The 25,335-nt window shown below is 35.9% G+C and carries 21 protein-coding genes and 1 other annotated feature; of the genes, 1 reads left to right on the top strand and 20 read right to left on the bottom strand.

Annotated features, from left to right (window positions below):
• Positions 1-15: 15 nt before the first annotated feature.
• Positions 16-248, bottom strand: a binding site (T-box leader).
• Between the two features lie 47 nt (positions 249-295).
• The 17 genes from ytxC to H9655_RS00990 all read right to left on the bottom strand — a co-directional run bounded on the left by ytxC (position 296) and on the right by H9655_RS00990 (position 19,663).
• Positions 296-1,168 carry a sporulation protein YtxC gene (gene ytxC / locus H9655_RS01070; RefSeq protein WP_191810063.1) on the bottom strand — a complete coding sequence of 291 codons (873 nt, stop codon included), beginning with the start codon at positions 1,166-1,168 and terminating at the stop codon, positions 296-298.
• A 92-nt stretch (positions 1,169-1,260) separates the two neighbouring features.
• Positions 1,261-2,193 carry a primosomal protein DnaI gene (dnaI, locus tag H9655_RS01065; protein WP_191810061.1) on the bottom strand — a complete coding sequence of 311 codons (933 nt, stop codon included), beginning with the start codon at positions 2,191-2,193 and terminating at the stop codon, positions 1,261-1,263.
• Entirely contained in the window at positions 2,194-3,612 is a 1,419-nt protein-coding gene (locus tag H9655_RS01060; protein WP_191810059.1) for a replication initiation and membrane attachment family protein, read from the bottom strand.
• A 79-nt stretch (positions 3,613-3,691) separates the two neighbouring features.
• Complete coding sequence (nrdR, locus tag H9655_RS01055) at positions 3,692-4,153, bottom strand: transcriptional regulator NrdR (RefSeq protein ID WP_191810057.1); 462 nt, start codon at positions 4,151-4,153, stop codon at positions 3,692-3,694.
• Positions 4,154-4,299: 146 nt separating this feature from the next.
• Positions 4,300-4,683, bottom strand: a complete 384-nt coding sequence (gene speD, locus H9655_RS01050; protein ID WP_191810055.1) for an adenosylmethionine decarboxylase — start codon at positions 4,681-4,683, stop codon at positions 4,300-4,302.
• A gap of 477 nt (positions 4,684-5,160) precedes the next feature.
• The gene (locus H9655_RS01045) at positions 5,161-6,186 is read right to left on the bottom strand and encodes a glyceraldehyde-3-phosphate dehydrogenase (protein WP_191810054.1); all 1,026 of its coding nucleotides are present in this window, start codon (positions 6,184-6,186) and stop codon (positions 5,161-5,163) included.
• 284 nt (positions 6,187-6,470) lie between these two features.
• A complete protein-coding gene (coaE, locus tag H9655_RS01040; protein WP_191810052.1) occupies positions 6,471-7,073 on the bottom strand; it encodes a dephospho-CoA kinase in 603 nt (200 codons plus the stop codon).
• 27 nt (positions 7,074-7,100) lie between these two features.
• On the bottom strand, positions 7,101-7,742 hold the full coding sequence (gene ytaF, locus H9655_RS01035; protein ID WP_191810049.1) for a sporulation membrane protein YtaF: 642 nt from the start codon (positions 7,740-7,742) through the stop codon (positions 7,101-7,103).
• 99 nt (positions 7,743-7,841) lie between these two features.
• On the bottom strand, positions 7,842-8,675 hold the full coding sequence (gene mutM / locus H9655_RS01030) for a DNA-formamidopyrimidine glycosylase (protein ID WP_191810047.1): 834 nt from the start codon (positions 8,673-8,675) through the stop codon (positions 7,842-7,844).
• A gap of 40 nt (positions 8,676-8,715) precedes the next feature.
• A complete protein-coding gene (polA, locus tag H9655_RS01025; protein WP_191810045.1) occupies positions 8,716-11,352 on the bottom strand; it encodes a DNA polymerase I in 2,637 nt (878 codons plus the stop codon).
• 426 nt (positions 11,353-11,778) lie between these two features.
• On the bottom strand, positions 11,779-13,533 hold the full coding sequence (pnpS, locus tag H9655_RS01020) for a two-component system histidine kinase PnpS (protein ID WP_191810043.1): 1,755 nt from the start codon (positions 13,531-13,533) through the stop codon (positions 11,779-11,781).
• Positions 13,530-14,243: a response regulator transcription factor gene (locus H9655_RS01015; RefSeq protein ID WP_191810041.1), complete on the bottom strand. Its 714-nt coding sequence runs from the start codon at positions 14,241-14,243 to the stop codon at positions 13,530-13,532. Before H9655_RS01015 ends, pnpS begins: the two co-directional genes overlap by 4 nt.
• Positions 14,244-14,418: 175 nt before the next feature.
• Positions 14,419-14,892: a MaoC/PaaZ C-terminal domain-containing protein gene (locus tag H9655_RS01010; RefSeq protein ID WP_191810039.1), complete on the bottom strand. Its 474-nt coding sequence runs from the start codon at positions 14,890-14,892 to the stop codon at positions 14,419-14,421.
• Positions 14,893-15,093: 201 nt separating this feature from the next.
• On the bottom strand, positions 15,094-16,041 hold the full coding sequence (mdh, locus tag H9655_RS01005) for a malate dehydrogenase (RefSeq protein ID WP_318245431.1): 948 nt from the start codon (positions 16,039-16,041) through the stop codon (positions 15,094-15,096).
• A gap of 231 nt (positions 16,042-16,272) precedes the next feature.
• The gene (icd, locus tag H9655_RS01000; protein WP_191811315.1) at positions 16,273-17,544 is read right to left on the bottom strand and encodes an NADP-dependent isocitrate dehydrogenase; all 1,272 of its coding nucleotides are present in this window, start codon (positions 17,542-17,544) and stop codon (positions 16,273-16,275) included.
• 152 nt (positions 17,545-17,696) lie between these two features.
• Positions 17,697-18,815 carry a citrate synthase gene (citZ, locus tag H9655_RS00995; RefSeq protein WP_191810035.1) on the bottom strand — a complete coding sequence of 373 codons (1,119 nt, stop codon included), beginning with the start codon at positions 18,813-18,815 and terminating at the stop codon, positions 17,697-17,699.
• A 392-nt stretch (positions 18,816-19,207) separates the two neighbouring features.
• Positions 19,208-19,663: a DUF441 domain-containing protein gene (locus H9655_RS00990; protein ID WP_191810033.1), complete on the bottom strand. Its 456-nt coding sequence runs from the start codon at positions 19,661-19,663 to the stop codon at positions 19,208-19,210.
• Positions 19,664-19,872: 209 nt separating this feature from the next.
• Between H9655_RS00990 and ytvI the strand changes: the two genes are divergently transcribed.
• Positions 19,873-20,994 carry a sporulation integral membrane protein YtvI gene (gene ytvI, locus H9655_RS00985; RefSeq protein ID WP_191810031.1) on the top strand — a complete coding sequence of 374 codons (1,122 nt, stop codon included), beginning with the start codon at positions 19,873-19,875 and terminating at the stop codon, positions 20,992-20,994.
• A 186-nt stretch (positions 20,995-21,180) separates the two neighbouring features.
• Here the strand turns inward: ytvI and H9655_RS00980 are convergent, their stop codons facing one another.
• The 3 genes from H9655_RS00980 to pyk all read right to left on the bottom strand — a co-directional run bounded on the left by H9655_RS00980 (position 21,181) and on the right by pyk (position 25,313).
• A complete protein-coding gene (locus H9655_RS00980; RefSeq protein ID WP_191810029.1) occupies positions 21,181-21,570 on the bottom strand; it encodes an FxsA family protein in 390 nt (129 codons plus the stop codon).
• A 100-nt stretch (positions 21,571-21,670) separates the two neighbouring features.
• A complete protein-coding gene (locus H9655_RS00975; RefSeq protein WP_225230362.1) occupies positions 21,671-23,302 on the bottom strand; it encodes an SLC13 family permease in 1,632 nt (543 codons plus the stop codon).
• 250 nt (positions 23,303-23,552) lie between these two features.
• On the bottom strand, positions 23,553-25,313 hold the full coding sequence (gene pyk, locus H9655_RS00970) for a pyruvate kinase (protein WP_191810027.1): 1,761 nt from the start codon (positions 25,311-25,313) through the stop codon (positions 23,553-23,555).
• Between the last annotated feature and the right edge of the window lie 22 nt (positions 25,314-25,335).

The following is a 25,335-nucleotide window of genomic DNA, read 5'->3' as shown; positions in this document are numbered from 1 at the left end:
AAAACTCGCCCCTAAAAAAGGGACGAGTATCATATACACGTGGTTCCACCCTACTTCTCACTTTAAATAAGTGACTCGTAGCAAGTTAACGGTCTTGTCGCCGCCAATACTTAATCGAAGCCATAGACATCTTTACGTATTGGAGTTCAAAGGTGGTAAGCATTCCATTCGTGTTAGGAAGATTGCAGCCTTGTCTTCCCTCTCTATAAACCGTAAAAGAATACCCATATCCTTATCATTACTGTTCATTGATAATTTCAATATGTAAGTATTATAGTTTTTAATTTACGGAAAATCAAGAGGGTTCACTTATATTTTTACACGCATGCTGTTTACGCAGATTAAATTCACTTATATGAAGGGTTTCCAATCTTTCTTCAAAGATATTTTTAATTGTACGAACTAAAGGTTGTTCTTCGTTTTCACTATATAAACATATTTCCTTAGGAGCGATTGAGAGTAATGGTGCGATTGTAACTGAATCTACATAGACAGGGTGATTAATTAATAACCTTCGATCCATCATTGCCGTTAGGTCCATTCGAGAAAGCTCTTCAAAATCCTGATTAAAAAAGCGGACTTCTTCTCCTAGATATAAGTGAATGGTAGGGTACTTATTTTCTCTATCCTTAATAAAGTCTCTTAACGTTTGAATAAACATTTGATATTCCTGTTCCATTTTATATTCATCAATGGACAGCTCGACATACTTAGTCATATCGTCTAAAAGCGGTTTAAGACGGAACTTTATAAAAGCATCATAGGAAAAAGAGATATCATCATGCACTAGGCGATCTATAGCCGCTCGTAATTGCTCATACATATCCACTCTCTGTAAAAAAGTAGATAAATCTTCTCTTTGCCCTTCTAATATGGAATGAATGATTTCAAGGATTTGTTGTTGTTCTTCCGAATCTTGATAATAAAACTTCTCAGCCATTATCTTTCTAAACCAACTATCGCATTTACTCTCCATTAAAAAAGCATAAAATGTTCGTTTCACTTCTTCAATAGACCGTCCACTACATTGCTCAGGATACATTCTTACTATATATTGACCTTCATTATGAAGAATTGTCGTTTCGCCTTCCGTATAGTTCTGAATCCGGATTGCGTGCTGAAACAGCTCCTCGGCTTCGTGCTTATTCCGGAAAATGATCTCTATCAACCAAATCCCCCCTTAATATTATCTGATTCATATATATGGGAGACTTGGCCAAAATAGAAGTCATGAAGAAAAACTATTGAAAATTATCTTTCCTAAACTCTGCGATTCGGTCCTTCGACAAGCACAGGATCGGTTAAATACTTGATTCTTTCCATCACTCTTCTCGCCTTCATCCGCTCCTCTTCCCCTCGTTGACTATAGGTAAGATGATGCTCAAGTCCTTTATAATCAAAATTCGATGTAAAAAAGGTCGGTAACTTTTCAAGCATACGATATTGTAGAATCGGTGACAAAATCTCATCCCTTGTCCAACTTGACATCGTTTCTGCACCAATATCATCAAACATAAGGACAGATGATGTTCGAATCGCTTCAAGTTTATCATTTAAAGTCGAATCACTAATCGAGCTTTTCAATTCCCTAAACAATTCTGGCACATAAACAATCATTGATGAAACTTGCTTCAGTGCAAGTTCATTAGCAATTGCACCTAATAAATAAGATTTACCGACACCAAATTGGCCATATAAATATAATGCCTTCTGACCATCACCCTTTTTAAAGTTCATACAATAACTAAGAGCTTTATTAACTGCCTCCATTCTTTTGCCATCATCGTTGTACACCGTATCAAAAGTGGCATTTAGTATATCTTTAGGTACATACAAACTCTGAATCAATTTCTCATTTTTTCTTTTTTCATCATGGATTTGCTTTCTTGGACATTTATCATATTTAATATCAATCAGTCCACGTTCAATGACGAGCTCTGGGTGGTAGCCTTGCATAAAATTGATACAACTACCTAAGCTCGGACAACGATTACATTCCTTACTTAGCTTGCTATATTCATACAATTTAATTAAGCTTCTCTCAACCATATCTGCTGATAGTTCATCCTTATGTGCCGTCAAAAAAGCACGGACATCTGGATCATTTAATGTTTCTGCTCGTTGCTTTTCATATCTCGTTTTAAAATCTTGATTACCAGCGAGTTTTTTAAGCGTATCATTGATTCTTTCCACTTATTGTCCACCCCCATTTCTTCTTTTCATCAGTTCTTGAAATTCTTTCATATTAAGATCTAAATGTTCATCTTTCTGCTCCTGCTTCTGTTGGACAGGCTTATTTTCACTCGTTTCTTCTTCAAACCAATCAGGTAAAAGCTCTGTTCTCGTCACAGCTTTTTTCGTATTAGATTTTGAAGAACGCTTTCCTACTTTTTTATTCTCTGCCCATTTTAAATATTGTTGATGTTCTTTTTTCGCTAAAGCCATGGCATTGGCTGTAGTTTGAATACTCTTTCTCGCCCAATGACTTGCAATCGTTTCCACATATGCCTTTGTCAGCTTTTTATCTGTTTTACGCATCACATAATCAATCAAGACATTCATCACGCCAGGAGGCAACTTCTGATGAAACATCACATCTTCAAGTATTTTTATTTCGGTTTTAGAAGGTTCTGCACCTCCAGATAAATCTTTCAAAAATTGAATAGGAGAAGTTGTATCAAAGTAATGAATAAGCTCCTCTTCTTTGCTTTTTGGCTTTTCAGTTATTGAAAGACTATGAACAGGCTGAGTTTGCGTGATTAATGATGGCAGTTCGTCACGATGGTTCATTTGATACCAATCCCTTGCCGATTTTCGCAATTCATCCATCTCAACTTCATCATCTTCATTCATCGCGCTTATAACAATATTCTTCATTTCCATGACATCAATATTATATAAAAACGCTAAATTACTAATGGCATCTTTTACTGTTTGCGTAAGTGCTTTTCGAGGGACAAGCGACTCACTAAGGCCCGCTTCTAATAACGAAAAATTAAATGTTTGCCATGGAATTTGAATCTTCACCGATTCCATTCTATCTACCCATTCACCCTTTGGAGAAATAGATAAATCATCATTATATTCTTTAGCGATCTGTTGCCCAGATGTATAAACCTCATGAAAGGCGGTTGTTACTTCCTTATAGTCAGAATGAAGGTTTGAATACTCCTCATCACTAAAAAAGCGCTTTAGTCTCGTATATTGCGTTTTCCCGATTTTTTTGTAAAGAAAGATATTGAGCATGCCATCTAGGAAAAATGTACTTGGAGAAAGGGGTGGTTGTAATTGATAAATAAATTCACGATTTTCTCCTTCTTTTACATACACTTTTAACAAACCGATTCCTTCAAGTTTTTTTCTTGCCTCATATATTTCTTTCAAGCTTAGGTCCATCATACTCATCAGTCCATGATGGTTACGCGAAGATGATGACCAAATACGGTTTTCCTCTACTTCCATCCATAAAGTCATATATAAACTATACGCAATGGTCCCAATAAGTGGCTGATAAAGAAATACTAAGATTTTCCGATCGTAGTCATGTAACAGCCCATTTAAAGCCACTGTATAATGATCACTTGGGATGACTTCAGTCCAATGCTGGGCCATGAAAAATACCTTCTTTCTTTCATATGTTGAAAAAAATGAGCAAAGAAGCTAAATTCACCTTTAGCCTATTTGCTCACCTTTACGCTTGTTCCTTCTTCATTAACTCTTTTAGCTCTTCTATAAATACATTAATATCTTTGAATTGACGATAAACAGAAGCGAAGCGAACATAGGCAACATCGTCAACCTTCACTAGCCTGTCCATAACCATTTCGCCAACATCATCACTTTTTACTTCTGAAACTCCGTTGCTTCTTAATTCCTTTTCAACTTGAAAAGTGATATCTTCGAGTCTTTTTAATGCAACCGGTCGTTTTTCACAAGCTTTTATTAGTCCACGCAATATTTTCTCTCTGCTAAACTCTTCTCTTGTTCCTTCTTTTTTCACGACAATCAAAGGAATTTCTTCTACCTTTTCAAAAGTTGTAAACCGATAACCACATTTTTCACATTCTCTTCGTCTTCGTATCGATTTACCTTCATCAACAGGACGAGAGTCTAGCACACGAGTATTATTATGTTGGCATGAAGGACATTTCATACAATCAACTCCGTCTCTTCTTTACATTCCTAAAATGTATCTTTACTTACTATCATATAAAAAAGGAGTTGTCAGTACAAGTAGATATGTTTTTTTCATATTAAAAAGAGTGCAATGATTCGCTTGCACTCTTGAAAACTTCTTTATTATAACACATTGGCTTTTGTTGCGTTCTTAACTTGAACAGGACCCATTCCACGAGGAATTTCTATATTCTCACGTGTATCAGCACCTAAAGCTTCTGCGATATGGTCAGCTGCGATATGAGGATTAAGATCACCGCAAGTATAAACATCAATGCTTGCATAACCATGCTCCGGAAAACTGTGTATAGTTAAATGCGACTCTGAAATAATGACAACCCCACTTACACCTTGTGGTGCAAATTTATGGAATGCCACCTCTCGCACTTCTGCTCCTGATTTTAGTGCAGCTGCTACAAATGTTTGCTCAATAAATGACATATCATTCAATTTTTCAAAATCGCATCCCCAAAGCTCTGAGATGACGTGACGACCCATTGTTTCCATATTCAAATTTCCCCCTTTACTAATTGACATGAATTTCTACTGGGTAAAGCATATAACTACCACGGGGGAAAGTTAGTCCAAAGAGGTCCTAACCCTTTAAGTAGCCATTTAGCGCCTTACTCGTTGAGAAGTTCACGATTTTTAGTATACTTTGTTTAATGTTCTTTTGCAATAAATCCTAGAAAATTTATTTAAGTGAATTTCAATTATAATTACATCTTCACATGAAGGAAAGTAGTGAATCATTGTTATTATCAACGTTTATCCCCTTCGTTAGCCAAGGAAAATGTCACAATTTATTCAAACTTTTTTAGTCATCATCTTAAAAAATTTACATCAGGACAAACAAACATTCTGATTTTGAAGAATTGACTGTATAGGTGATAATTTATGAAGTATTCACTTTAGTTTCTTTTTAGCTTTCTAGTAAGAATGTAAAAAAATAGGCAATCCTTTAAAAGGATTGCCTACATCAAATTATGCGTTCACTGCAGATTTATTTAACTCTTCCGCCACGTATTTCACTAAATCAACTACGCGACAAGAATAACCCCACTCGTTATCATACCAAGCTAAAACTTTTACTTTGTTCTCACCGATCATCATTGTGGACAGTCCATCAATAATGGCAGAGTGTGGATTTGTTGTAAAATCAATTGAAACAAGTGGTTCTTCTGTTATATCTAAAATGCCTTTTAATTCATTTTGTGCCGCATCTTCAAACGCAGCATTTACTTCATCAATTGTTACATCCCGCTTTAAATCAACAACTAAATCAACAAGTGATACATCTGGCGTTGGCACGCGCAGAGCCATACCATGTAACTTACCTTTTAATTGTGGTAATACAAGAGACAATGCTTTCGCCGCTCCTGTTGATGTAGGAATGATTGACTGCGCACAAGCTCTAGCACGGCGAAGATCCTTATGTGGGTTATCAAGGTTCTTTTGGTCATTTGTATAAGCATGTACAGTCGTCATTAAACCGTTTTCAATCCCGAATTTATCTTCTAATACTTTTGCCACTGGCGCTAAACAATTGGTTGTACAAGAAGCATTAGAAATAACATCATGTTCAGCAATGTTAAGCGCTTCATCATTAACACCCATCACAATTGTTACATCTTCATTTTTCCCTGGAGCCGTTAAAACAACTTTCTTAGCACCTGCATTTAAATGAAGCATCGCTTTATCTTTAGAGTTGAATTTACCTGTAGCTTCAACAACAATATCAATCTCCATTTGTTTCCAAGGAAGTTCCTCAGGGTTACGATTGCTAAGTAATTGAACTCTTTTTCCGTTCACTACAAGCGCATCATCTTCGGGAATCACTTCGCCTTGGAATGCACCATGTGTTGAATCATATTTAATTAAATGTGCTAAAGTTTCTGGTGGATAACTAGCATTTACTGCTACTACTTCCAATGTATCATCAAGAATGGCCTTTCTAAACACCATTCGTCCTATTCTCCCAAACCCATTAATCGCTATTTTCGCCTTCATCTTACGGCCCCTTCCGTATAAATGTTATACTTTTTTAACCATTTTCATGCTAATAGTATAACATATTAACCACAAAATGTGATGAGCAAATTGCGGATATTTTAAAGTTCCACTATTCAGAAATATCGCGTGTGTAAAGAAGCAATAAAACGCGTGACATTACGTAAAAAGGCCATCGCTACAGCTATATTTCTTTAGTGGCAAAAAAACATCCACTTATTATTGTGGACGAAAAGGGTTGAAATATTACTTCTGAAACAAGAAGTCTAAGTTGTAATTGTGTTTTACTGTTTATCTTTTAATTGTAACAGTAAATCATCTAATTGCTTCTCTGTACTTGCAAGTTCGCCATTATTATCAATTAAGAAATCCGCTAGTTGCACTTTTTCTTCCAATAGCATTTGTGATCGAATACGTGCATTCGCTTCATTTGCATCAAATCCATTTCTCTTCATTAAACGCTGAAGCTGATTTTCTTTATTCACATATACTAAAACGGTGTAATCCACCATATATGTGAGTTTACTTTCAAATAAGAGCGGAATATCTAAAACGACCATTTTTTCACCATTAGCAACGGCTTCGTCTTTTTGCTCGTTCATTCTTCTCCTTACAGCTGGATGGACAATACTATTGAGCATCATTCTTTCCTCTTCACTATAAAAAACAATGGAACCTAATTTTTGACGATTAATCTCCCCATTTTCAAGCAGAATCTCTTGACCAAAATGGGAGACAATTTCATCATAAGCAGGCTCACCTTTTTCAACTGCTCGTTTCGCTTCAACATCTGCATCTATTACTGTAATCGCTCTTTCTTTTAACATGGTGGATACTGTACTCTTGCCGCTTGCAATACCACCAGTGAGTCCGATAATTACTGCCATTTTAACATTCACACCTTTTTTATCAAATTAAATTTTCCAGATTCCAAGTATAATTAAAATTAATCCTGGTATAAACGAACACCGTTGCATCCACTGAGATTTAGAAAATACCGAGCCAATACTCATCCCACCGAAAACAAACAATGAACTCATAACCGCCACACATACAGCTAAATAATAGGGGGAATACCCAAGCATAGCCGCTCCAATACCTGCACCAAAGGCATCAAGTGATAAAGCAAACCCTAATAAAAAGGCTTCAATACCAGTAATTGTACCAGATTTATCAATATCGGCTACCATTGGCTTTCTTAAAATGTTAATAACTACACCAAGAGACTTGATTTCAAAATTCAAAAGAATTTTCTCATGCGGGAGGGCATCCTTATCCTTTTCCTTTTCAGGGCGGAAAAACTGATACAGTACCCAAGCACCTAATAGAATAAGGATGATACCGCCAATACTATTTGCAAAGGTAGGCGAGATAAACTTTGCTATTGTATGTCCAATTCCCATTGAAATGAGGAGAGTAAAGGCTGAACAACAAGCAATAATTAAAATTGATTTAATTGGAATTTTCATTTTTCTTAATCCATACGTTAAACCTACACTAAAACTATCTAAGCTAACAGCTATAGCTAGTATAATAAGTGTCATCATTTGCGTCATATAAAAGAGCTCCTTCCATGAAATGGCTAACATATTATATGGAAGAAGCCCATCCAATGTTATCTATAATCTAGGCTTAGATGACAAAAGAAAATATAATTATTTTATTTTTGGCTGACAATGTGGACAATAAACGGTTCCACGTCCACCGGCAATGATTCTCTCGAGCGGTGTAGCACAAACTTTACAGTCCTCTCCACGACGACCATACACAAAAAGCTCTAACTGAAATAACCCTATTTGGCCTTGGGAGTTCACATACGAACGTATCGTACTGCCCCCTCGTTCAACAGCTTCAGACAGTGTTGCTTTAATTTCCCGATAAAGTTTGTCTACTTCCTCTTTTGTTAATGTTTTAGCAGAGCGCTCTGGATGAATACCTGCTTTAAACAAAGATTCATCGACATATATATTACCCAAGCCTACAATTAGCTTTTGATCCAAGAGAGCTGCCTTAATAGGCCTTGCTGTCTTATTCAATGAAAGTTGTAATATCTCTGGAGAAAAGGCATCTGATAAAGGTTCTACACCTAATTGCGATAGCGGAAGTTGGCCGAGCTCTTCACCGCGTTTAAATAAATGCATGGTGCCAAATTTGCGCACATCTTTATACCTTAACTCTGTTCCATCTGTAAAGGAGAAAATCACATGTGTATGTTTATCAATCGTTTCCGATTTCGGATATACCCCATATCTCCCTTCCATTCGCAAATGAGAAACAAGGGCTAAATCATCCGTATAAAGGATCAAAAATTTCCCTCGACGCGCAACCGCTTTAAATGTTTCACCTTCTAACGCCTTTGCAAATTGAACAACATCGTCTGGTTCTTTCACCATTTTCGGCCAGTGTACTGTCACTTGGTCAATGGTTTTCCCGATAATCAACTCTTCTAAAGTTCTTCTTACTGTTTCTACCTCAGGTAATTCAGGCATTCATAATAACTCCTTTTTTTCAATCCGATTGCGAACTCACTTATTTCGCATCAAACCATGTTGGGCCGTATGAATAATCTACTTTTAACGGCACTTTTAACTCCACGGCATGCTCCATTACATCTGGAACAATTTCTTTTAGTTTTTCAATTTCTTCTACCGGTGCTTCAAATATCAGTTCATCATGCACTTGTAATAAAAGCTTGGATTGTAATTGTTCCTTCTCTAGGCGGTCAGCCATATCAATCATCGCTTTTTTAATAATATCTGCGGCACTACCTTGAATTGGTGTATTCATAGCCGTTCTTTCCGCAAAACTGCGAAGATTAAAATTCCGACTTGTAATTTCCGGTAAATATCTACGACGGTGAAGTAATGTTTCTACGAACCCTTTTTCTTTTGCCTCTTGCACAATGTCGTCCATATATTGTCTAACAGCAGGGTAGCTTGTTAAGTAGCGATCAATAAATTCTCCAGCTTCTTTTCTTGTAATAGATAGACTTTGTGAAAGGCCGTAATCACTTATTCCGTAAACAATCCCAAAGTTAACTGCTTTTGCATGACGGCGCATATTTCCCGTTACTTCTTCTTTAGAAACATGAAAGACTTCCATAGCTGTCTTCGTATGAATATCTAGATCTTCCTTAAATGCAGAGATTAGTTTTTCATCAGCTGCAATATGAGCGAGAACCCTTAATTCTATCTGTGAATAATCTGCGGCAAAAATAACCCAATCTTTTTTTGAAGGAATAAATGCTTGTCTAATCTTTCTACCTTCTTCTAAGCGAATTGGGATATTTTGTAAGTTAGGATCAGTAGAACTTAATCTTCCCGTTTGCGTTAACGCTTGATTAAATCGGGTATGCACTTTATCTGTTTCTTTATTGACCACCTTTAGTAAACCTTCAATATAGGTGGATTGTAGTTTCGCTAATTGACGATATTCAAGGATTTCTTTGATAATCTCATGTTTGGATTCTAATTTTTCTAATACATCTGCTGACGTAGAATAGCCCGTTTTTGTTTTCTTCATAACTGGTAAACGTAGCTTATCAAATAAGATTACCCCTAATTGTTTCGGAGAATTAATATTAAATGCTTCACCAGCATAGGCGTGAATTCGATTCTCAATGGCTGCAAGTTTCTCTAATAACTCTGTTCCCATTGAACGCAGACGATTCAAGTCCACTTTAATACCTGCCGATTCCATATCAGCAAGGATCAATGATAAGGGTAATTCTAATTCATAAAAAAGTGCAGACTGCTGGTTCGTTTGTAGCGAAGTATCCAACTTCTCATAAAGCGAATCCATTGCCACTGCTTTCCTTAGAATATGAGGGGCAAGTTCTTCTTCGTTTGGAATACTCCTTTTTGCTCCTTTTCCATAAAAAGCTTGATCAGATTGAATTGCAGAGTATCCGTGATTGCGCGCAATAGAAGCTAAATCTTCAATTGTTTCAGAAGGATTGATAATATAAGCTGCTAAAAGGATATCAAAATGGATACCTTTTAAATGAATACCATGATGTCTTAGTGAAACTTCAGACCTTTTCGCATCATATACAACCTTTGGAGAGGCATCATCTTCTGCCCATTTTTTAAACACTTTCGATTGACAAGCGTTTTTTGTTGAAATAAAGAAGTGTCCATTTTTGTTGGTGACTGCTATTCCAAGAATATCTGCGTAATGATAATTATCCTCTAACACTTCAATATATAATGCGCTATCTCCATCTAACTGTTCCTCGGTAAAATCTGTAACAATCTCATAATTAATTTCTTCAAGCTCAGCCGTTTGGTCTTCTGCTAAATCAAAGCTTATTTTTTCTAATAAAGAATTAAAACCGAGGTCTTTAAATAAATGATATAATTTTTCTTCATTCCCACCTTCGTAGGCTATTTTATCTAGCTCTACTTCAATCGGCGCTTCTCTTAAAATGGTTGCTAATTCTTTACTCATTAAAGCTTGGTTTTGAAATTCCTCTAGCTTTTCTTTTAATTTGTTACCACTCACTTGATCAATCGATTGCATTAAATGTTCTAATGTACCAAACTCCTTTAATAATTTGAGTGCGGTTTTCTCCCCAACACCCGGCACACCCGGAATATTATCAGAGCTATCTCCCATTAGGCCTTTCATATCAATGATTCGTTCAGGTGTGATACCATACTTTTCCTCGATATGCTGAGGGGTGTATTCTTCAATATCAGTAATTCCCTTTCTCGTAATTCCTACAGTTGTCTTTTCTGAACTGAGCTGCGTTAAGTCTTTGTCCCCTGAAATGACCTTCACTTCGAAACCATCTTGCTCAGCTCTTAAAGATAGGGTACCAATAATATCATCCGCTTCATAATTCGCTAACTCATAACGAGCAATTTGATAAGCATCTAGCAGCTCTCTAATCACCGGGAACTGTTCTGAAAGTTCTGGCGGCGTTTTTTGTCTGCCACCTTTATATTCTGTAAATGTTTTATGTCTAAATGTAGTTTTACCGGCATCAAATGCAACGAGAATATGAGTAGGTTTTTCATCTTCCAAAATTCGCATAAGCATCATCGTAAATCCATAGACTGCATTCGTATGTATGCCTTTATCGTTATTTAATAAGGGAAGAGCAAAAAAAGCCCGATAAGCTATACTATTTCCATCTATTAATACGAGTTTTTTCTTTGACATCTCGTCACCAACCTCCTTCGCTTTTCACAAAGTCATTCTATTGAATGCACCTCGAAAAAAAGCCATTATCTATTTTATATTTTATCATGTCTAAAAGAATAAAGAAAAATTAGAGGTGGAATTCATTAGGCAATTGTTCGTTATCGTAAAAGATTTACATAATTTGATGAAGTATTTTATATTTATGGAGGAAAAAACGGTAGGGATTTATAGGTGAGGGCATCACCAAAATAGGAGATGTTTAATATCATTCATTTGCATTTTACTTAGTGCTGATTCACATAACTGAACTTCAGTTTAAAAAGAGAGAGCGGGGTAGCTCTCTCTTCTTCACATCATGTGATGAAGGGGTTTTACAAGACTAATTGTAACTCCCTATTGTTAATGGCATTAAAAAACAATGTAAACTTTTTGTAAAAACTCTCATTATTCGCTATCTGGAAACTCCTTATAAAACGTGAGTAAAAAGGCCGTGCCTTTCCCACTCTTGCTTTTAACAGTAATCAATCCTTTATGTGCTTCTAATAAATGCTTAACAATTGCCAGACCAAGGCCTGTACCACCTGAATTCCTACTCCTTGCTTTATCTACGCGATAAAACCTTTCAAAAATCCGCGGAATCTCACTTTCTTTAATGCCTATCCCTGTATCAATGATTTTTATATACACTTTTTGTTGATCTTCCGTTACACGAATAGACACTTTACCTTCATTCGGCGTGTAAGAAATAGCATTAGAAACAATATTAAGGAAAATCTGCTTGATTCTGTTTACATCTGCTTCCATTTCGATAACTTCATCATCACATTTTAAATCTATGGTAATATCTTTTTCCTCTGCTCGCCTCTTAACCATCATCACTACTTCATTTAATACACCAATAATATTTACCTCTTGGATAGAAAGGTGAAATCCTTGTTGCTCTATTTTGGATAAATCAAGTAAATCTTGAATCAGTGTTTGCAATCGTTCACTTTCTTGGAGGATAATCGTTAAAAATTGTTTAAGAGTATCTTGATCATCCATTGCTCCATCTAAAAGTGTTTCCGAGAACCCTTTAATAGAAGTAATAGGTGTTTTTAATTCATGTGAAACATTTGCGACGAAATCTCTCCGCACCTGCTCTAATTTCTTAATCTCAGTAATGTCATGGAAAACAAGAAGTACACCTTTCCATACATCATTCGTGCCGATAATCGGAACACCGTAAACTTCAAAATGTTTGCGATGAATACCAATAAGTATTTGTATTTGCTTTCTTACCTTTTGCTCTGTCATAAATAATTCTTCAATAAGCTCAGTGATTTCTTTATATTCAATGACATCATAATAAAGTTCGTCCATGTATTCTGTCACATCAGCATGAAAAACTTCCCTATATGTACGATTCACAAGGTTAATATAACCTTTACTATCTATTAAGATTAGCCCACTGCCCATGTTTTCAATGAGTGTACTGAGTCTATCTTGATGCATTTCTCTAGATTTCTCCATATCTTGCAAGTTACGTGCAAGAATATTAATTGAGCTATTTAACTTACCTGCTTCTCCAACATCATTATCATATGTTCTCGCTCGATAATTACCTTTCGCTAACTCAATAGCCACTCTTGTCGCTGAATCAATTGGCCTTGTATATCTATTCGTAATAGAAGCTCCTAAAAATATAATCAAAACCAATGCTAAGCTAAGACAAATAATTAAAATCCACCAAATTTGCGAGTAACCACTTTTTACTTCATCTATTTCGGCACTTAAAAACAAATAATAGTAATCTGTACCTTCATTTAATTCCTTCCAAAAATAATGGTAATCGTCGCCTACGACTTTACCAGCCTGCTCACCAGAGTCAGATGTATCTAAAACTTCATCTATTGTTTTACGATTCATCCTATTCTTATTCACGCTATCAAATATTACTTGGTCATTTGCATCAGCAATTGTAACACTGACACCTAACCAGTTAGCAAACTGGTCGACCTTCTCTTGAGTCAGTTGTTCTATTCCACCTATTTCCTCAATCTGGCCAGCTACTAGCTGAATCTCTTTAGACAACCGTTCATCTATCACATTTATATAATAAGATTTAAACAACTGACCTAATAATAAGCCTAAACAAAGCAAAACAGCGATAATCAATGTGATAATAGCAAAAAATAGTTTTGAACGAAATGTTCTCATTCAGGCTTTGGCTCCTCTAGCTTATAGCCAAGCCCACGAATCGTTTTAATATATGTCGGTTTTTTTGAATTTTGCTCGATTTTATCTCTTAGGTGACTAATATGAACATCAACAATCCTTGTATCACCTGCAAAATCATAATTCCAAACGGCACTAAGTAATTGATCCCGAGTTAATACTCTACCTTTATTTTTAGCGAGATATAATAGCAATTCGAACTCTTTCGGTGTCAGTTCAAGTAATTCTTCTTGATAATAGACCTCATATCGTTCTGGATAAATTTTCACGCCGGCTATACGAATGCTATCATTTTCATCTTCTGCAACAGGTTCTTCAAATTGGGCTTGTGATCTTCTTAAAATAGCCTTTACCCGCGCCACTACTTCTCTCGGACTAAATGGCTTTGTCATATAGTCATCTGCCCCAAGCTCTAAGCCAAGAACTTTATCGAATTCATCATCTTTTGCAGTTAACATGAGAATGGGCGTATTCACTTTTCTTTGTCTGATTTGTTTACACACTTCAATTCCGTCTAACTTAGGTAACATCAGATCTAATACAATCAAATCTAGCTGTTCACTTAAAGCAAGATTTTTACCTTCTTCTCCATCAGATGCTGTTAGTACTTCATAACCTGCTTGTTGCAAATTATATTGTAGTAACGTTACAATCGACTGCTCATCATCAACCACTAGAACTTTTTTATCCATAAAAGCCTCCGATAAATAGATTCCCCATTAGTATAAGCCAATTTCTTTAGTAAAACCCCTTATATAAATGTATTATAATATAAAAAAAGAAAAAAAGCGTGCCACGACAAAAAACTAAGCAGTATTAATTACTTTTGCTTAGTCTTTTGGTCAACTATACCTAATGATTTCATGATTAGAAGTTTTCTATCACTTTACTGTTAAGACTCTCAAGTGGATAGGGTGGACAGACTTTCATTCGACCATATAAAACCGTTTCACCTTCCTCATTCGTTGCTTGTACCTTCATATCAATATTATGCTTCTCTTCATCTAAGTGAATAATTTCCATCAAGAATTCAATTGTAGAATAGTGATAAACAGGTTTTACATATTCTAATTCTTGCTTCAAAATATGGCTACCTGGTCCAGGAAGATATTTTGAAACACTTGATGAGACCATACCATTCAGCATAATATTGGGTACAATCGGTTTTTTATAAGGCGTTTGCGAAGCATAATCATGCTGCAAATATAGTGGATTCGCATCATCTGTTAACCCTAGATATAATAATATATCCCTATCTTCTATTTTTTCAGTAAAGGTCAGCTTCTCACCAACCGAAATTTCCTCAAGTCTCCTACCTATTTTTCTCTTTTTCCCTAACATGGATGCACCTCCGCTTTTTGTAAACGCTTGCAAAAAATGATAGTATAAACTAATTTTTCTGTTTATTTATAATTATATTAACATTTTATTTTAATAAGTAAAAGAAAAAGAGGAAAAATAATTTTCTTTTTATCGCAAAACATAAAATAAGCGAAGCTCAGTTAAAAGACCGAACTTCGCCAACAAGGCTTTCTTTATATATTAGGTTTGTGACAATATTGATATCACCTGACGAACCGACTCAACTGACTGATCTAATGCATCCTTTTCTTCTTTTGTTAGATCTAACTCGATAACTTTTTCAATTCCATTTGCACCAAGGATTGTTGGCACACCTAAATAAATCCCATGGTAGCCAAACTCTCCTTCTAAATAAGCTATTGCAGGAAGTATTCTTTTTTGGTCCTTAATCATAGCCTCTACCATTTCTACTAAAGCTGCTGCTGGTGCATAATAGGCACTACCATTCCCAAGTAAACTAACAATTTCTCCTCCGCCCTTACGCGTTCGATCAACAATTTGCTCTAAACGATCTTTAGAGATTAACTTTTCTAAAGGGATGCCACCTGCATATGAATACCTGACAAGTGGAACCATATCATCACCATGCCCTCCAAGAACAAAGCCTGTTATATCCTTGACGGAAATCTGTAACTCTTGAGCGATAAACGTCCGAAATCTGGCACTATCCAGCACGCCTGATTGTCCAATTACCCGATTTTTTGGGAATCCTGTTTCTTTAAATATCGTATATGTCATCGCATCTACCGGATTGGATAACACAATAATAAATGTATCGGGAGAATAATGCGCAATTTCCTTCGCTACATTCTTCATAATCGTTTCGTTTGTTTGAACAAGATCTTCACGACTCATTCCTGGCTTCCGGGCAATTCCAGCAGTAATAACCACGATATCCGAATCTTTTGTATCTTCATAATTCGCTGTACCAAGGATATTTGCGTCAAATCCTTGAACTGGGCTTGCTTCTAACATGTCTAAAGCTTTTCCCTTTGTCGGATTTTCCATTTGGGGTATATCAACTAATACAACATCTGCTAATTCCTTTTGTGCCAATAAAAACGCAGTCGTCGCTCCAGTAAAACCGGCTCCGATCACAGAAACTTTTTTTCGCTTGAGTGTAGACACTTGCAACATCTCCTTATGTATTCATTTACAACTATTCAATTTATAACCGCTTCTTATGAGATTAAAACATGGGGAAGTAACATAATTTCAGATATGATGGAAAGGATCTTCAACTGGATATCACAGTCAATATAGATGAGGTGTTGATTCTTTTTAATATATTTAGCAAATTATCCTATATATAAAGGAAAAGCAGGTTTAATTTTTAAATTAAACCTGCAAGAAAGTTAATTAGTCCATGTTTTTAATTAGGACATCACCGAATTCAGAACATTTCACTTCTGTTGCTCCGTCCATTAGACGAGCAAAGTCATAAGTTACAACTTTAGAAGCAATAGATTTTTCCATAGATTTCTCAATTAAGTCAGCCGCTTCATTCCAACCTAAATGTTTAAGTAAAAGTACACCTGAAAGAATAACAGATGAAGGGTTTACTTTGTCTAAGCCAGCATATTTAGGAGCTGTTCCATGTGTAGCTTCGAAAATCGCATGTCCAGTTTCGTAGTTGATGTTTGCTCCTGGAGCAATACCGATTCCACCAACTTGTGCTGCTAGCGCATCAGAAATGTAGTCACCGTTAAGGTTCATTGTTGCTACTACATCAAATTCAGCTGGACGAGTTAAGATTTGTTGTAAGAAAATATCAGCGATAGCATCTTTAACGATGATTTTACCAGCAGCTTCAGCATCAGCTTGTGCTTTGTTTGCTGCATCTACGCCACTTTCATCTTTAATGCGATCATATTCAGCCCATGTGAATACTTTATCGCCGTATTCTTTTTCAGCTAGTTCGTAACCCCAGTTTTTGAATGCACCTTCAGTAAATTTCATGATATTACCTTTGTGGACAAGTGTTACTGATTTACGACCTTCGTTGATTGCATATTCAATTGCAGAGCGAACTAGACGAGTTGTTCCCTCTTGAGAAACAGGTTTAATACCGATTCCAGAAGTTTCTGGGAAGCGAATTTTATTAACGCCCATCTCATCTTTTAAGAAAGAGATTAATTTGTTTACTTCATCTGTACCTTTTGCATATTCAATACCAGCATAAATATCTTCCGTATTTTCACGGAAAATAACCATGTCTGTATCTTGTGGACGCTTAACTGGTGAAGGAACACCTTCAAACCAACGTACAGGACGCAAGCATACGAATAGATCTAATTCTTGACGCAAAGCAACGTTTAAAGAACGAATTCCGCCACCGATTGGTGTTGTAAGAGGTCCTTTAATTGCGATTAAGTATTCATTAATAACATCTAACGTTTCTTTTGGTAACCATTCACCCGTTTGGTTAAATGCTTTTTCACCAGCTAAAACTTCTTTCCAAGCAATTTTACGTTCACCTTTATAAGCTTTTTCAACCGCTGCATCTAATACACGAGAAGCAGATGCCCAAATATCGGGGCCAGTACCGTCACCTTCGATAAAAGGAACGATTGGTTCGTTTGGTACATTTAGTACACCATTATTTACTGTAATTTTTTCTGCTGCCATAATAATTTCTCCCTCCAATTTCCTTGTGTTAAAAATAACACATTACAAACTTATCAGAATCAAAGGCTAGAAGGCAAACCCTCTAACCTCTGACTGGTAGCTTGTTTATCTTTATTTATTGTTATCATCTGTATTAAAAAAACGCAATAAAAAGTTTATCCTCTTTGTTCTACTGGAATATAAGCTTGCATTCCTGGACCAGTATAATCAGCACGAGGGCGGATTAAACGGTTGTTAGAGTATTGTTCTAAAATATGTGCTAACCAACCAGAAACACGGCTAACCGCGAAGATTGGTGTGAAAAGGTCGTGATCGATACCTAAGCTGTGGTATACAGATGCTGAATAGAAGTCAACATTAGGAGGAAGGTCTTTCTCTCCAGTCACAATGCCTTCAATTTTTGTAGACATTTCATACCAATGTGGTTCACCCGTTAATTCTGTTAGTCTTTTTGACATCTCTCTTAAATGTTTCGCTCTTGGGTCACCTTTTCTGTATACACGATGACCAAAGCCCATAATTTTATCTTTATTGGCTAATTTTTCACGAATTGCAGGTTCTACATTATCTAAAGTACCAATTTCTTTTAGCATTTTCATTACCGCTTCATTCGCACCACCATGTAGAGGTCCTTTTAATGCACCGATAGCTGCTGTAATACCAGAGTACACATCAGATAATGTAGCTACACAAACACGAGCTGTAAATGTAGATGCATTTAATTCATGATCAGCATGAAGTACAAGTGCTTTATTCATTGCTTCAACTGCTACATCTTCTGGTACTTCCCCATTTAACATATACAAGAAGTTAGCAGCAAAACTTAATTCTTTTTTAGGAGCAATTGGCTCTAAGCCTTTTCTTACACGCGCAAATGCAGCAACGATAGCAGGCATTTTCGCTTGTAAACGAATAGCTTTTCTATAGTTCGCACCCTCTTCCATTACATCTGCTTCTTCATCATAGAGACCAAGAAGAGATACAGCGGAGCGAAGAGCTGCCATTGGATGAACTTGATCAATTGGATAAGTCTTAAAATGAGCAAGAACCTCTTGTGGCAAATTCATATTTTCTGCCAATTGTGCTTTTAATTCATCTAGTTGTGATTGTGTAGGTAATTTACCATGCCATAATAAATAGATGACTTCCTCAAAACTAGCATTCTCTGCCAAATCATCAATGTTATAGCCTACATATGTTAAAGTATCATCAATGATTGAACTGATAGCAGATGTAGTAGCCACTACACCCTCCAGACCGCGTGTTGCTGTCATAACAAACCATCTCCTTCTTTGAAATATTTTCCCCAAACCCTCTGTCTGCATGAAACTTATTCATTAAGTTGTTATCAGATAAAACCTGATAGCTCTATTGGCTATTGTAGCCGATTTAATCCAGCTAATATGTATTAAGCTGGGAGACAGACTAAATGACATTCTCAGTCAGATTTCCACTGACTAAACAATCTCTGAACGTATGCTCAGTACAAACATGTACAAACATTATTGAAAGAAAATGCTTACATTTTCTTTTTGGTATAAAGTATCTACTATTTTCATAGACTCAACTATCAAACCTATTTGTACATGTATATTATAAACAATTATCTGACTTTTGTGAAACGAAAATTTCATAAAAATACAAGTGACTGATAGCTTGCAAACAATTAGTGAATATACTCAAATATCTTCATGAATAAATAGGCGATACCCGCTCCAATTAGCGGACCTACTGCTACTCCTTTAAATAGAGTAATAGCTAGAATTGTTCCTAGAACAAGAGCAGTCGTAATATGTGGATCTTCTGATAGGAGGGTAAGCCCGCCCTTTGCTAATAATGCAACGATAATACCAGAGATACAAGCAACCCAAGCATAAGGTGATTTAAATGCATCTGCTAGATCTTTGAACCCGATTGCTCCACTTGCTATAGGAGCTAATACAGCAATCGTAATAATCGTTACACCCCAATTAATACCCTTACTTTGGATAAATGAAAACACTTTTAACTCTGTACCGACTAATTTTAACAATAGGAGGACAGCAATCGCAAATATAAGAGATTGATTTTTAGCCACAATACTAATAGCTAAAAGCAATAGTAAAAACAGGAATGACTCCATATTCTATCTCACCTTCCTGTTAATGATGTTATTTTAACATAATTTCGAAAAAAGATAAAATTAATTTCTTTTTCGCCCATTATGCCACTATAGATAATTAGGACAAAAGAGCAGATTTTCGGCTAAAAGATTGAAATTAGCGTTCAGAAAACAATTTCAGATTATTCAACCTTTTTCACTTAAAATACACTAAGGAGGAGCGCCAAACAATGACAAGTACTCTCCATTACCAAATCATGAGATTCTTTTTTGTCTTAATAATCATAGTTACTTTCTTATTTGTTAGTTTTTACTTGTCATCCATTGCTTATCCTTTTCTAATTGGATTAGGTATTGCATACATCATTAATAGGACAGTCAATTTTTTTCAATATTCATGTAAAATACCACGATCTTTTTCTGTTTTCATTTCTTTAACATTACTTTTAGGTGTTATTCTGGGCGGCGCAGTTATTTTGATTACTGAATTGGTCTCTGGAGCAGCTCACCTATCAAAAGTTGTGCCAGCACATGTCCAAGTGTTTATTACCCATATAGAACACTGGATTGCCAATCAGTTTATGCCTGTGTTAAATAAACTCACCAGTTTATTTAATCATTTAGGAACAGAACAACAAGCTAGCATTATGACCAATATAGAAGAAATAGGTAAGAATATAGGACAATCATTAGGGCTTTTTCTGCAATCTTTTTTTGAAAAGCTACCAGCATTATTCTCATGGATACCTAATGCAGCAACTGCCATTATTTTTTCTCTTTTAGCCTCATTTTTCATTAGCAAAGACTGGGAAAAAATAAAACGATTTTTTCTTGATTTGACACCTGAATATGTAAGACGAAGTAGCATTACCGTCTTCTCTGATCTAAAATCAGCCCTTTTTGGCTTTATAAAAGCACAAGCGACTTTAATTTCAATTACGACTCTTATCATCTTGGTGGGATTATTAATATTAAACATAGATTATGCGATGACGATTGCCATCATCGCGGGTATGGTTGATATTCTTCCTTATTTAGGAACAGGTATCATCTTTATTCCATGGATTATTTATTCCTTTTTCATTGGTGAAACAACCATTGCAGTTGGACTCTCTATCCTGTACGTGATTATTATTGTCCAAAGACAAGTGATGGAACCAAAGATTTTATCATCCAATATTGGTTTAGATCCATTGGCGACTTTAATCGCTTTATTTATTGGTTTTAAACTATTTGGATTTCTCGGCCTCATTATTGGTCCAATTATTCTTGTCATTCTTTCTACTTTATACAGAGCAAAAGTATTCACAGATATTTGGCTTTATATAAAAAATGGAAAAGAGGAGAAATAGAAGCTAGCCATTATAATAGCTGCTAAATTTGAGTACCTATTTCCATCACTTTTTGAACCTTGTCTCCAAAAACTCTCGCCAATAAAAAAATCCGAACATCTTCGCACTCATAAATGAATTGGAATATGTTCGGATCTTTTTTTGACTATTCTTTTTTAATATATGGCATCATCTTTGTCTAAATGCTCACCATTTTATCACTTTGATGTTGCCATGATTTATACGCCTTCTAAGGAAGTGATACAAAATAATTTTTAATTTATTTCTTATAAAAGGAATCAATAAGAGAATACCTATGAAATCTGAAATAAATCCCGGTAATACAAGGAAGATACCTGCTATGAATATACAAACACCATCTAGCATGGAATCTCCCGGCATTTCTCCTCGGCGCGTTTCCATCTGCACCTTCTTCATTACTTCTATCCCTTGCCTTTTTGCTATATAAACGCCAAAAACACCAGTCAATATAATTAGAAGAAATGTTACGGCAACACCTAAAGCCTTACCAGCAAGAAGCAGTACAACAATTTCAATCGCCGGTATTAAAATTAGCGGTAATAATATATAGCGCATTTAGCCACCTCATTATATTTTGTATATATAATGATATCAAAATTATTGGCTCCCGAGAAATATAACACATTTCCATCATTGGAAATTTAAGAACAACATGTTACTTAAACGAATTCGGGAAAGTACCTATATCGATACCCCAAGCAATTGGCATATAGAAATAAATCATGACAACAACAAGGAAAATGGTAAACAGACTTAACCAAAAACCGGATTTAGCCATATCACCTATTTTTAAATAGCCAGATCCAAAGACAATAGCATTAGGCGGTGTAGCAACAGGAAGCATAAAAGCACACGAGGCAGCAATTCCAGCTGCGACCATAAGTGCATAAGGATGAATATTTAAAGCCAATGCTAAAGATGCCATGATAGGAAACATCATTGTTGCCGTAGCCGTGTTTGATGTAATCTCTGTTAAAAATGTAACAAGTGCTGTTACGCATAAAATGACAATAACAAGATGTACACCTTCTAAAACAGTTAATTGTTCACCTATCCAAGTTGCTAAACCTGAATCTTTAAACCCTTTGGCAATAGCTAATCCTCCACCAAATAGTAGTAGGATACCCCAAGGTATATTTAAAGCATCTTTCCAATTTAAAAGCTGACCATCTTTACTACTTTTTGAAGGTAAAAGGAATAATATAATGGCTGCAGCAATAGCTATTATCGTATCATCAATTCGGCTGATAAAATCAAAAGGGATAAATGATCGCGTGATCCATGCAACTGCAGTAGCTAGAAACACAACTAATACTAACTTCTCTTCAAAGGAGATTTTACCTAAATGCTGTCTTTCAGAAGAGATGATCTCTTTTCCACCTGGAAGCTCTTTTATACTCATAGGAAAAGCTATTTTCACCAAATAAACCCATGCAGCTAGTAGTAAAATACATGCAAAAGGAACGCCAAATAACATCCAGGTAGCAAAAGAAATCTCAATACCATAAATTTCTTTTACAACACCTGCAAAAATCATATTTGGTGGTGTACCGATTAATGTACCTAATCCACCTATCGAAGCAGCATAAGCTACCCCAAGCATTAATGACTTACCAAATCGGTTAGCTGATTCTCTCTCCGACTTCATGGAATCGTTTACATGAGTTATTACAGCAATAGCAATCGGCATCATCATCATGGCCGTTGCCGTATTCGATATCCACATAGAAAGGAAACCTGTAGCCACCATAAACCCAAGGATAAGCCTAGATGTACTGGTACCAACCACAGTAATGATACCAAGTGCTATTCTTAAATGTAGATTCCACTTTTCCATGGCAATAGCAATTATGAATCCACCTAAAAATAGGAAAATAGTATTATCGGCATATGAACTTGTTACTCCTTCTGATACTGCACCAGTGACAGGAAAGAGAATAATTGGTAGTAATGATGTTACTGGAATGGGTATAGCTTCTGTAATCCACCAGACAGCGACCCAAAGAGTACTTGCTAGCACCGCTTGGGCTTCTCTGGACATTCCTTCAGGTGAAACAAATAGGAGCGTTAGAGCAAAAAGAATGGGTCCTAATAATAATCCTATATTCTGTTTATTCGTTCTTTTTCTCTGTTTCGGATTTTCTCCATTATTTTCATTTGATTGATTCAATTCACTTGATTGATTCTTATTAGGCTCGTTCTTCACTGAGAATAACCGTAATAAATCCTTTATTTGATCATGCAACCTCCACATTTCCATCCAAAATCCTTGCATATAATTCAGCATATCTTCACCACTCCCTTTAATTATGTATTTATTTCTTTTAGTATCTCTATTCAAAATAATTTAAGAAATATGTTATCATTGTAATTATGATACATTATATTACCTATTATGTTATACTAATATATCGATATTGGCAACTATTATATTCTATTATGTGTTAAAAATTTAATTAGGGTATCTAAATATCTTTTCACCCCTCTACATAAAAAAAGAACTGCCGAATAATAGTATCCGACAGTTTCTTCCATGTTTATAAGACACTCGCATGTCCGTTATAAATGACACCTCTTTGTGAGTCTACTGTAATGTCTTGGCCATCCTTAATTAATTTTGTAGCCATATCTAAACCGACAATAACCGGTATACCAAGGTTCAAACCAATTACAGCACCATGGCTCGTTAGACCACCTTCTTCAGTAATTAAGGCACTACATTTTTCAATAGCTGGAACCATTTCGCGATCAGAGCCAATCGTTACGAGTATTGAGCCCTCTGTAACCTTTTCCATCGCTTCTTTCGCATTGCGAGCAATAACCGCTTTACCAAATGCTGACTTTCTGCCAATTCCTTGAGCTTTTGCAATGATATCGCCAACTACATGAATTTTCATTAAGTTTGTTGTTCCTGCTTCTCCAACCGGAACGCCAGCCGTTATAACAACAAGATCTCCCGAATGAACGATTCCTGTTTGTAGACTTTCTTCTACAGCTATATCTAGCATATCATCTGTTGTTTTTGCTTTTTGACCGACTTGAGAATACACTCCCCAAACAAGTGATAGGCGACGAGAGACGTATTCATGTGATGTGACAGCTACAATTGGATTTACTGGTCTAAATTTAGCAATCATTCTAGCTGTATGACCGCTCTCAGTAGGGGTAATAATGGCGCTAACTCCTAAGTTTAATGCTGTATGCGCAACAGATTGACCAATGGCATCTGTCACATTATGTTTATTATTTTTACTTCTCTCAGATAAAATTTCTCTATGATTCAACGCTGTCTCTGCACGTGAAGCAATATTATGCATTGTTTTAACTGCTTCTACAGGATAAGACCCCGCTGCTGTTTCCCCTGATAACATGATAGCATCTGTGCCATCAAAAATGGCGTTAGCAACATCACTTGCTTCCGCACGAGTTGGGCGAGGGTTTCTTTGCATGGAATCTAACATTTGTGTTGCTGTAATAACTGGCTTTCCAAGCTCATTACATTTTTTTATTAATTGCTTTTGTACAAGTGGTACTTCCTCCGCTGGAATTTCAACTCCCAAATCCCCGCGCGCTACCATTAATCCGTCTGACACTTCTAGAATACCTTCAATATTATCTACGCCTTCTTGGTTTTCGATTTTGGGGATAATATGAATATATTCCGCATTATTTTCTTCTAGTAATTGACGAATTTCTAAAACATCTGATGGTCGTCTAACAAAGGAAGCGGCAATAAAGTCCACTTCTTGCTCAATTCCAAAAAGAATATCCTTAGCATCCTTTTCGGTGATGCCAGGAAGGTTAACTGAAACACCTGGTACATTCACACCTTTTTTATTCTTTAACGTCCCACTATTTAAGATTTTTGCATGAATTTCTTCTTTCTCTTTATTGATAGCAATGACTTCCAGAGCAATCAAACCATCATCTAAAAGAATACTAGAGCCAATGTGAACATCATCAATGAGACCACTATATGTAACAGAGAATTTGTCTGTTGTCCCTTCCATTTCTTTCATACTTACAATAATATTGTTACCCGCTTCTAATTCAATCGCACCGTTTTTCATATCATTCGTACGTATTTCTGGCCCTTTTGTATCTAAAAGGATCGCAACTGTTTTTCCAGTTTGTTTGGAGGCTTCACGGATATTAGCGATTCGCTCACCATGCTCTGCAAAATTCCCATGTGAGAAATTTAATCTTGCTACATTCATGCCAGCATTTATTAATTCTATAATCTTTTCAATACTTTCACTAGCTGGTCCAATTGTACAAACAATTTTCGTTTTACGCATATTTATATATACCTCCTAATTA

The sequence above is a fragment of the Cytobacillus stercorigallinarum genome (assembly GCF_014836495.1).
In the GTDB taxonomy this organism is placed as follows: Bacteria; Bacillota; Bacilli; order Bacillales; family Cytobacillaceae; genus Cytobacillus; species Cytobacillus stercorigallinarum.
Note: the sequence above shows the minus strand (reverse complement) of the source record. Positions and strands in the feature narration are given on the sequence as shown.

Excerpts from the sequence above, each read along its gene's own strand:
- nrdR (WP_191810057.1), bottom strand. The coding sequence starts at position 4,153 with ATGAAATGTCCTTCATGCCAACATAATAATACTCGTGTGCTAGACTCT.
- H9655_RS01045 (WP_191810054.1), bottom strand. The coding sequence starts at position 6,186 with ATGAAGGCGAAAATAGCGATTAATGGGTTTGGGAGAATAGGACGAATG.
- pnpS (WP_191810043.1), bottom strand. The coding sequence starts at position 13,533 with ATGAGAACATTTCGTTCAAAACTATTTTTTGCTATTATCACATTGATT.
- ytvI (WP_191810031.1), top strand. The coding sequence starts at position 19,873 with ATGACAAGTACTCTCCATTACCAAATCATGAGATTCTTTTTTGTCTTA.
- pyk (WP_191810027.1), bottom strand. The coding sequence starts at position 25,313 with ATGCGTAAAACGAAAATTGTTTGTACAATTGGACCAGCTAGTGAAAGT.
- H9655_RS00980 (WP_191810029.1), bottom strand. The coding sequence starts at position 21,570 with ATGCGCTATATATTATTACCGCTAATTTTAATACCGGCGATTGAAATT.
- citZ (WP_191810035.1), bottom strand. The coding sequence starts at position 18,815 with ATGACAGCAACACGCGGTCTGGAGGGTGTAGTGGCTACTACATCTGCT.
- H9655_RS00990 (WP_191810033.1), bottom strand. The coding sequence starts at position 19,663 with ATGGAGTCATTCCTGTTTTTACTATTGCTTTTAGCTATTAGTATTGTG.
- H9655_RS01010 (WP_191810039.1), bottom strand. The coding sequence starts at position 14,892 with ATGTTAGGGAAAAAGAGAAAAATAGGTAGGAGACTTGAGGAAATTTCG.
- mutM (WP_191810047.1), bottom strand. The coding sequence starts at position 8,675 with ATGCCTGAATTACCTGAGGTAGAAACAGTAAGAAGAACTTTAGAAGAG.
- speD (WP_191810055.1), bottom strand. The coding sequence starts at position 4,683 with ATGGAAACAATGGGTCGTCACGTCATCTCAGAGCTTTGGGGATGCGAT.
- polA (WP_191810045.1), bottom strand. The coding sequence starts at position 11,352 with ATGTCAAAGAAAAAACTCGTATTAATAGATGGAAATAGTATAGCTTAT.
- coaE (WP_191810052.1), bottom strand. The coding sequence starts at position 7,073 with ATGGCAGTAATTATCGGACTCACTGGTGGTATTGCAAGCGGCAAGAGT.
- H9655_RS00975 (WP_225230362.1), bottom strand. The coding sequence starts at position 23,302 with ATGCTGAATTATATGCAAGGATTTTGGATGGAAATGTGGAGGTTGCAT.
- ytaF (WP_191810049.1), bottom strand. The coding sequence starts at position 7,742 with ATGACGCAAATGATGACACTTATTATACTAGCTATAGCTGTTAGCTTA.
- H9655_RS01060 (WP_191810059.1), bottom strand. The coding sequence starts at position 3,612 with ATGGCCCAGCATTGGACTGAAGTCATCCCAAGTGATCATTATACAGTG.
- H9655_RS01015 (WP_191810041.1), bottom strand. The coding sequence starts at position 14,243 with ATGGATAAAAAAGTTCTAGTGGTTGATGATGAGCAGTCGATTGTAACG.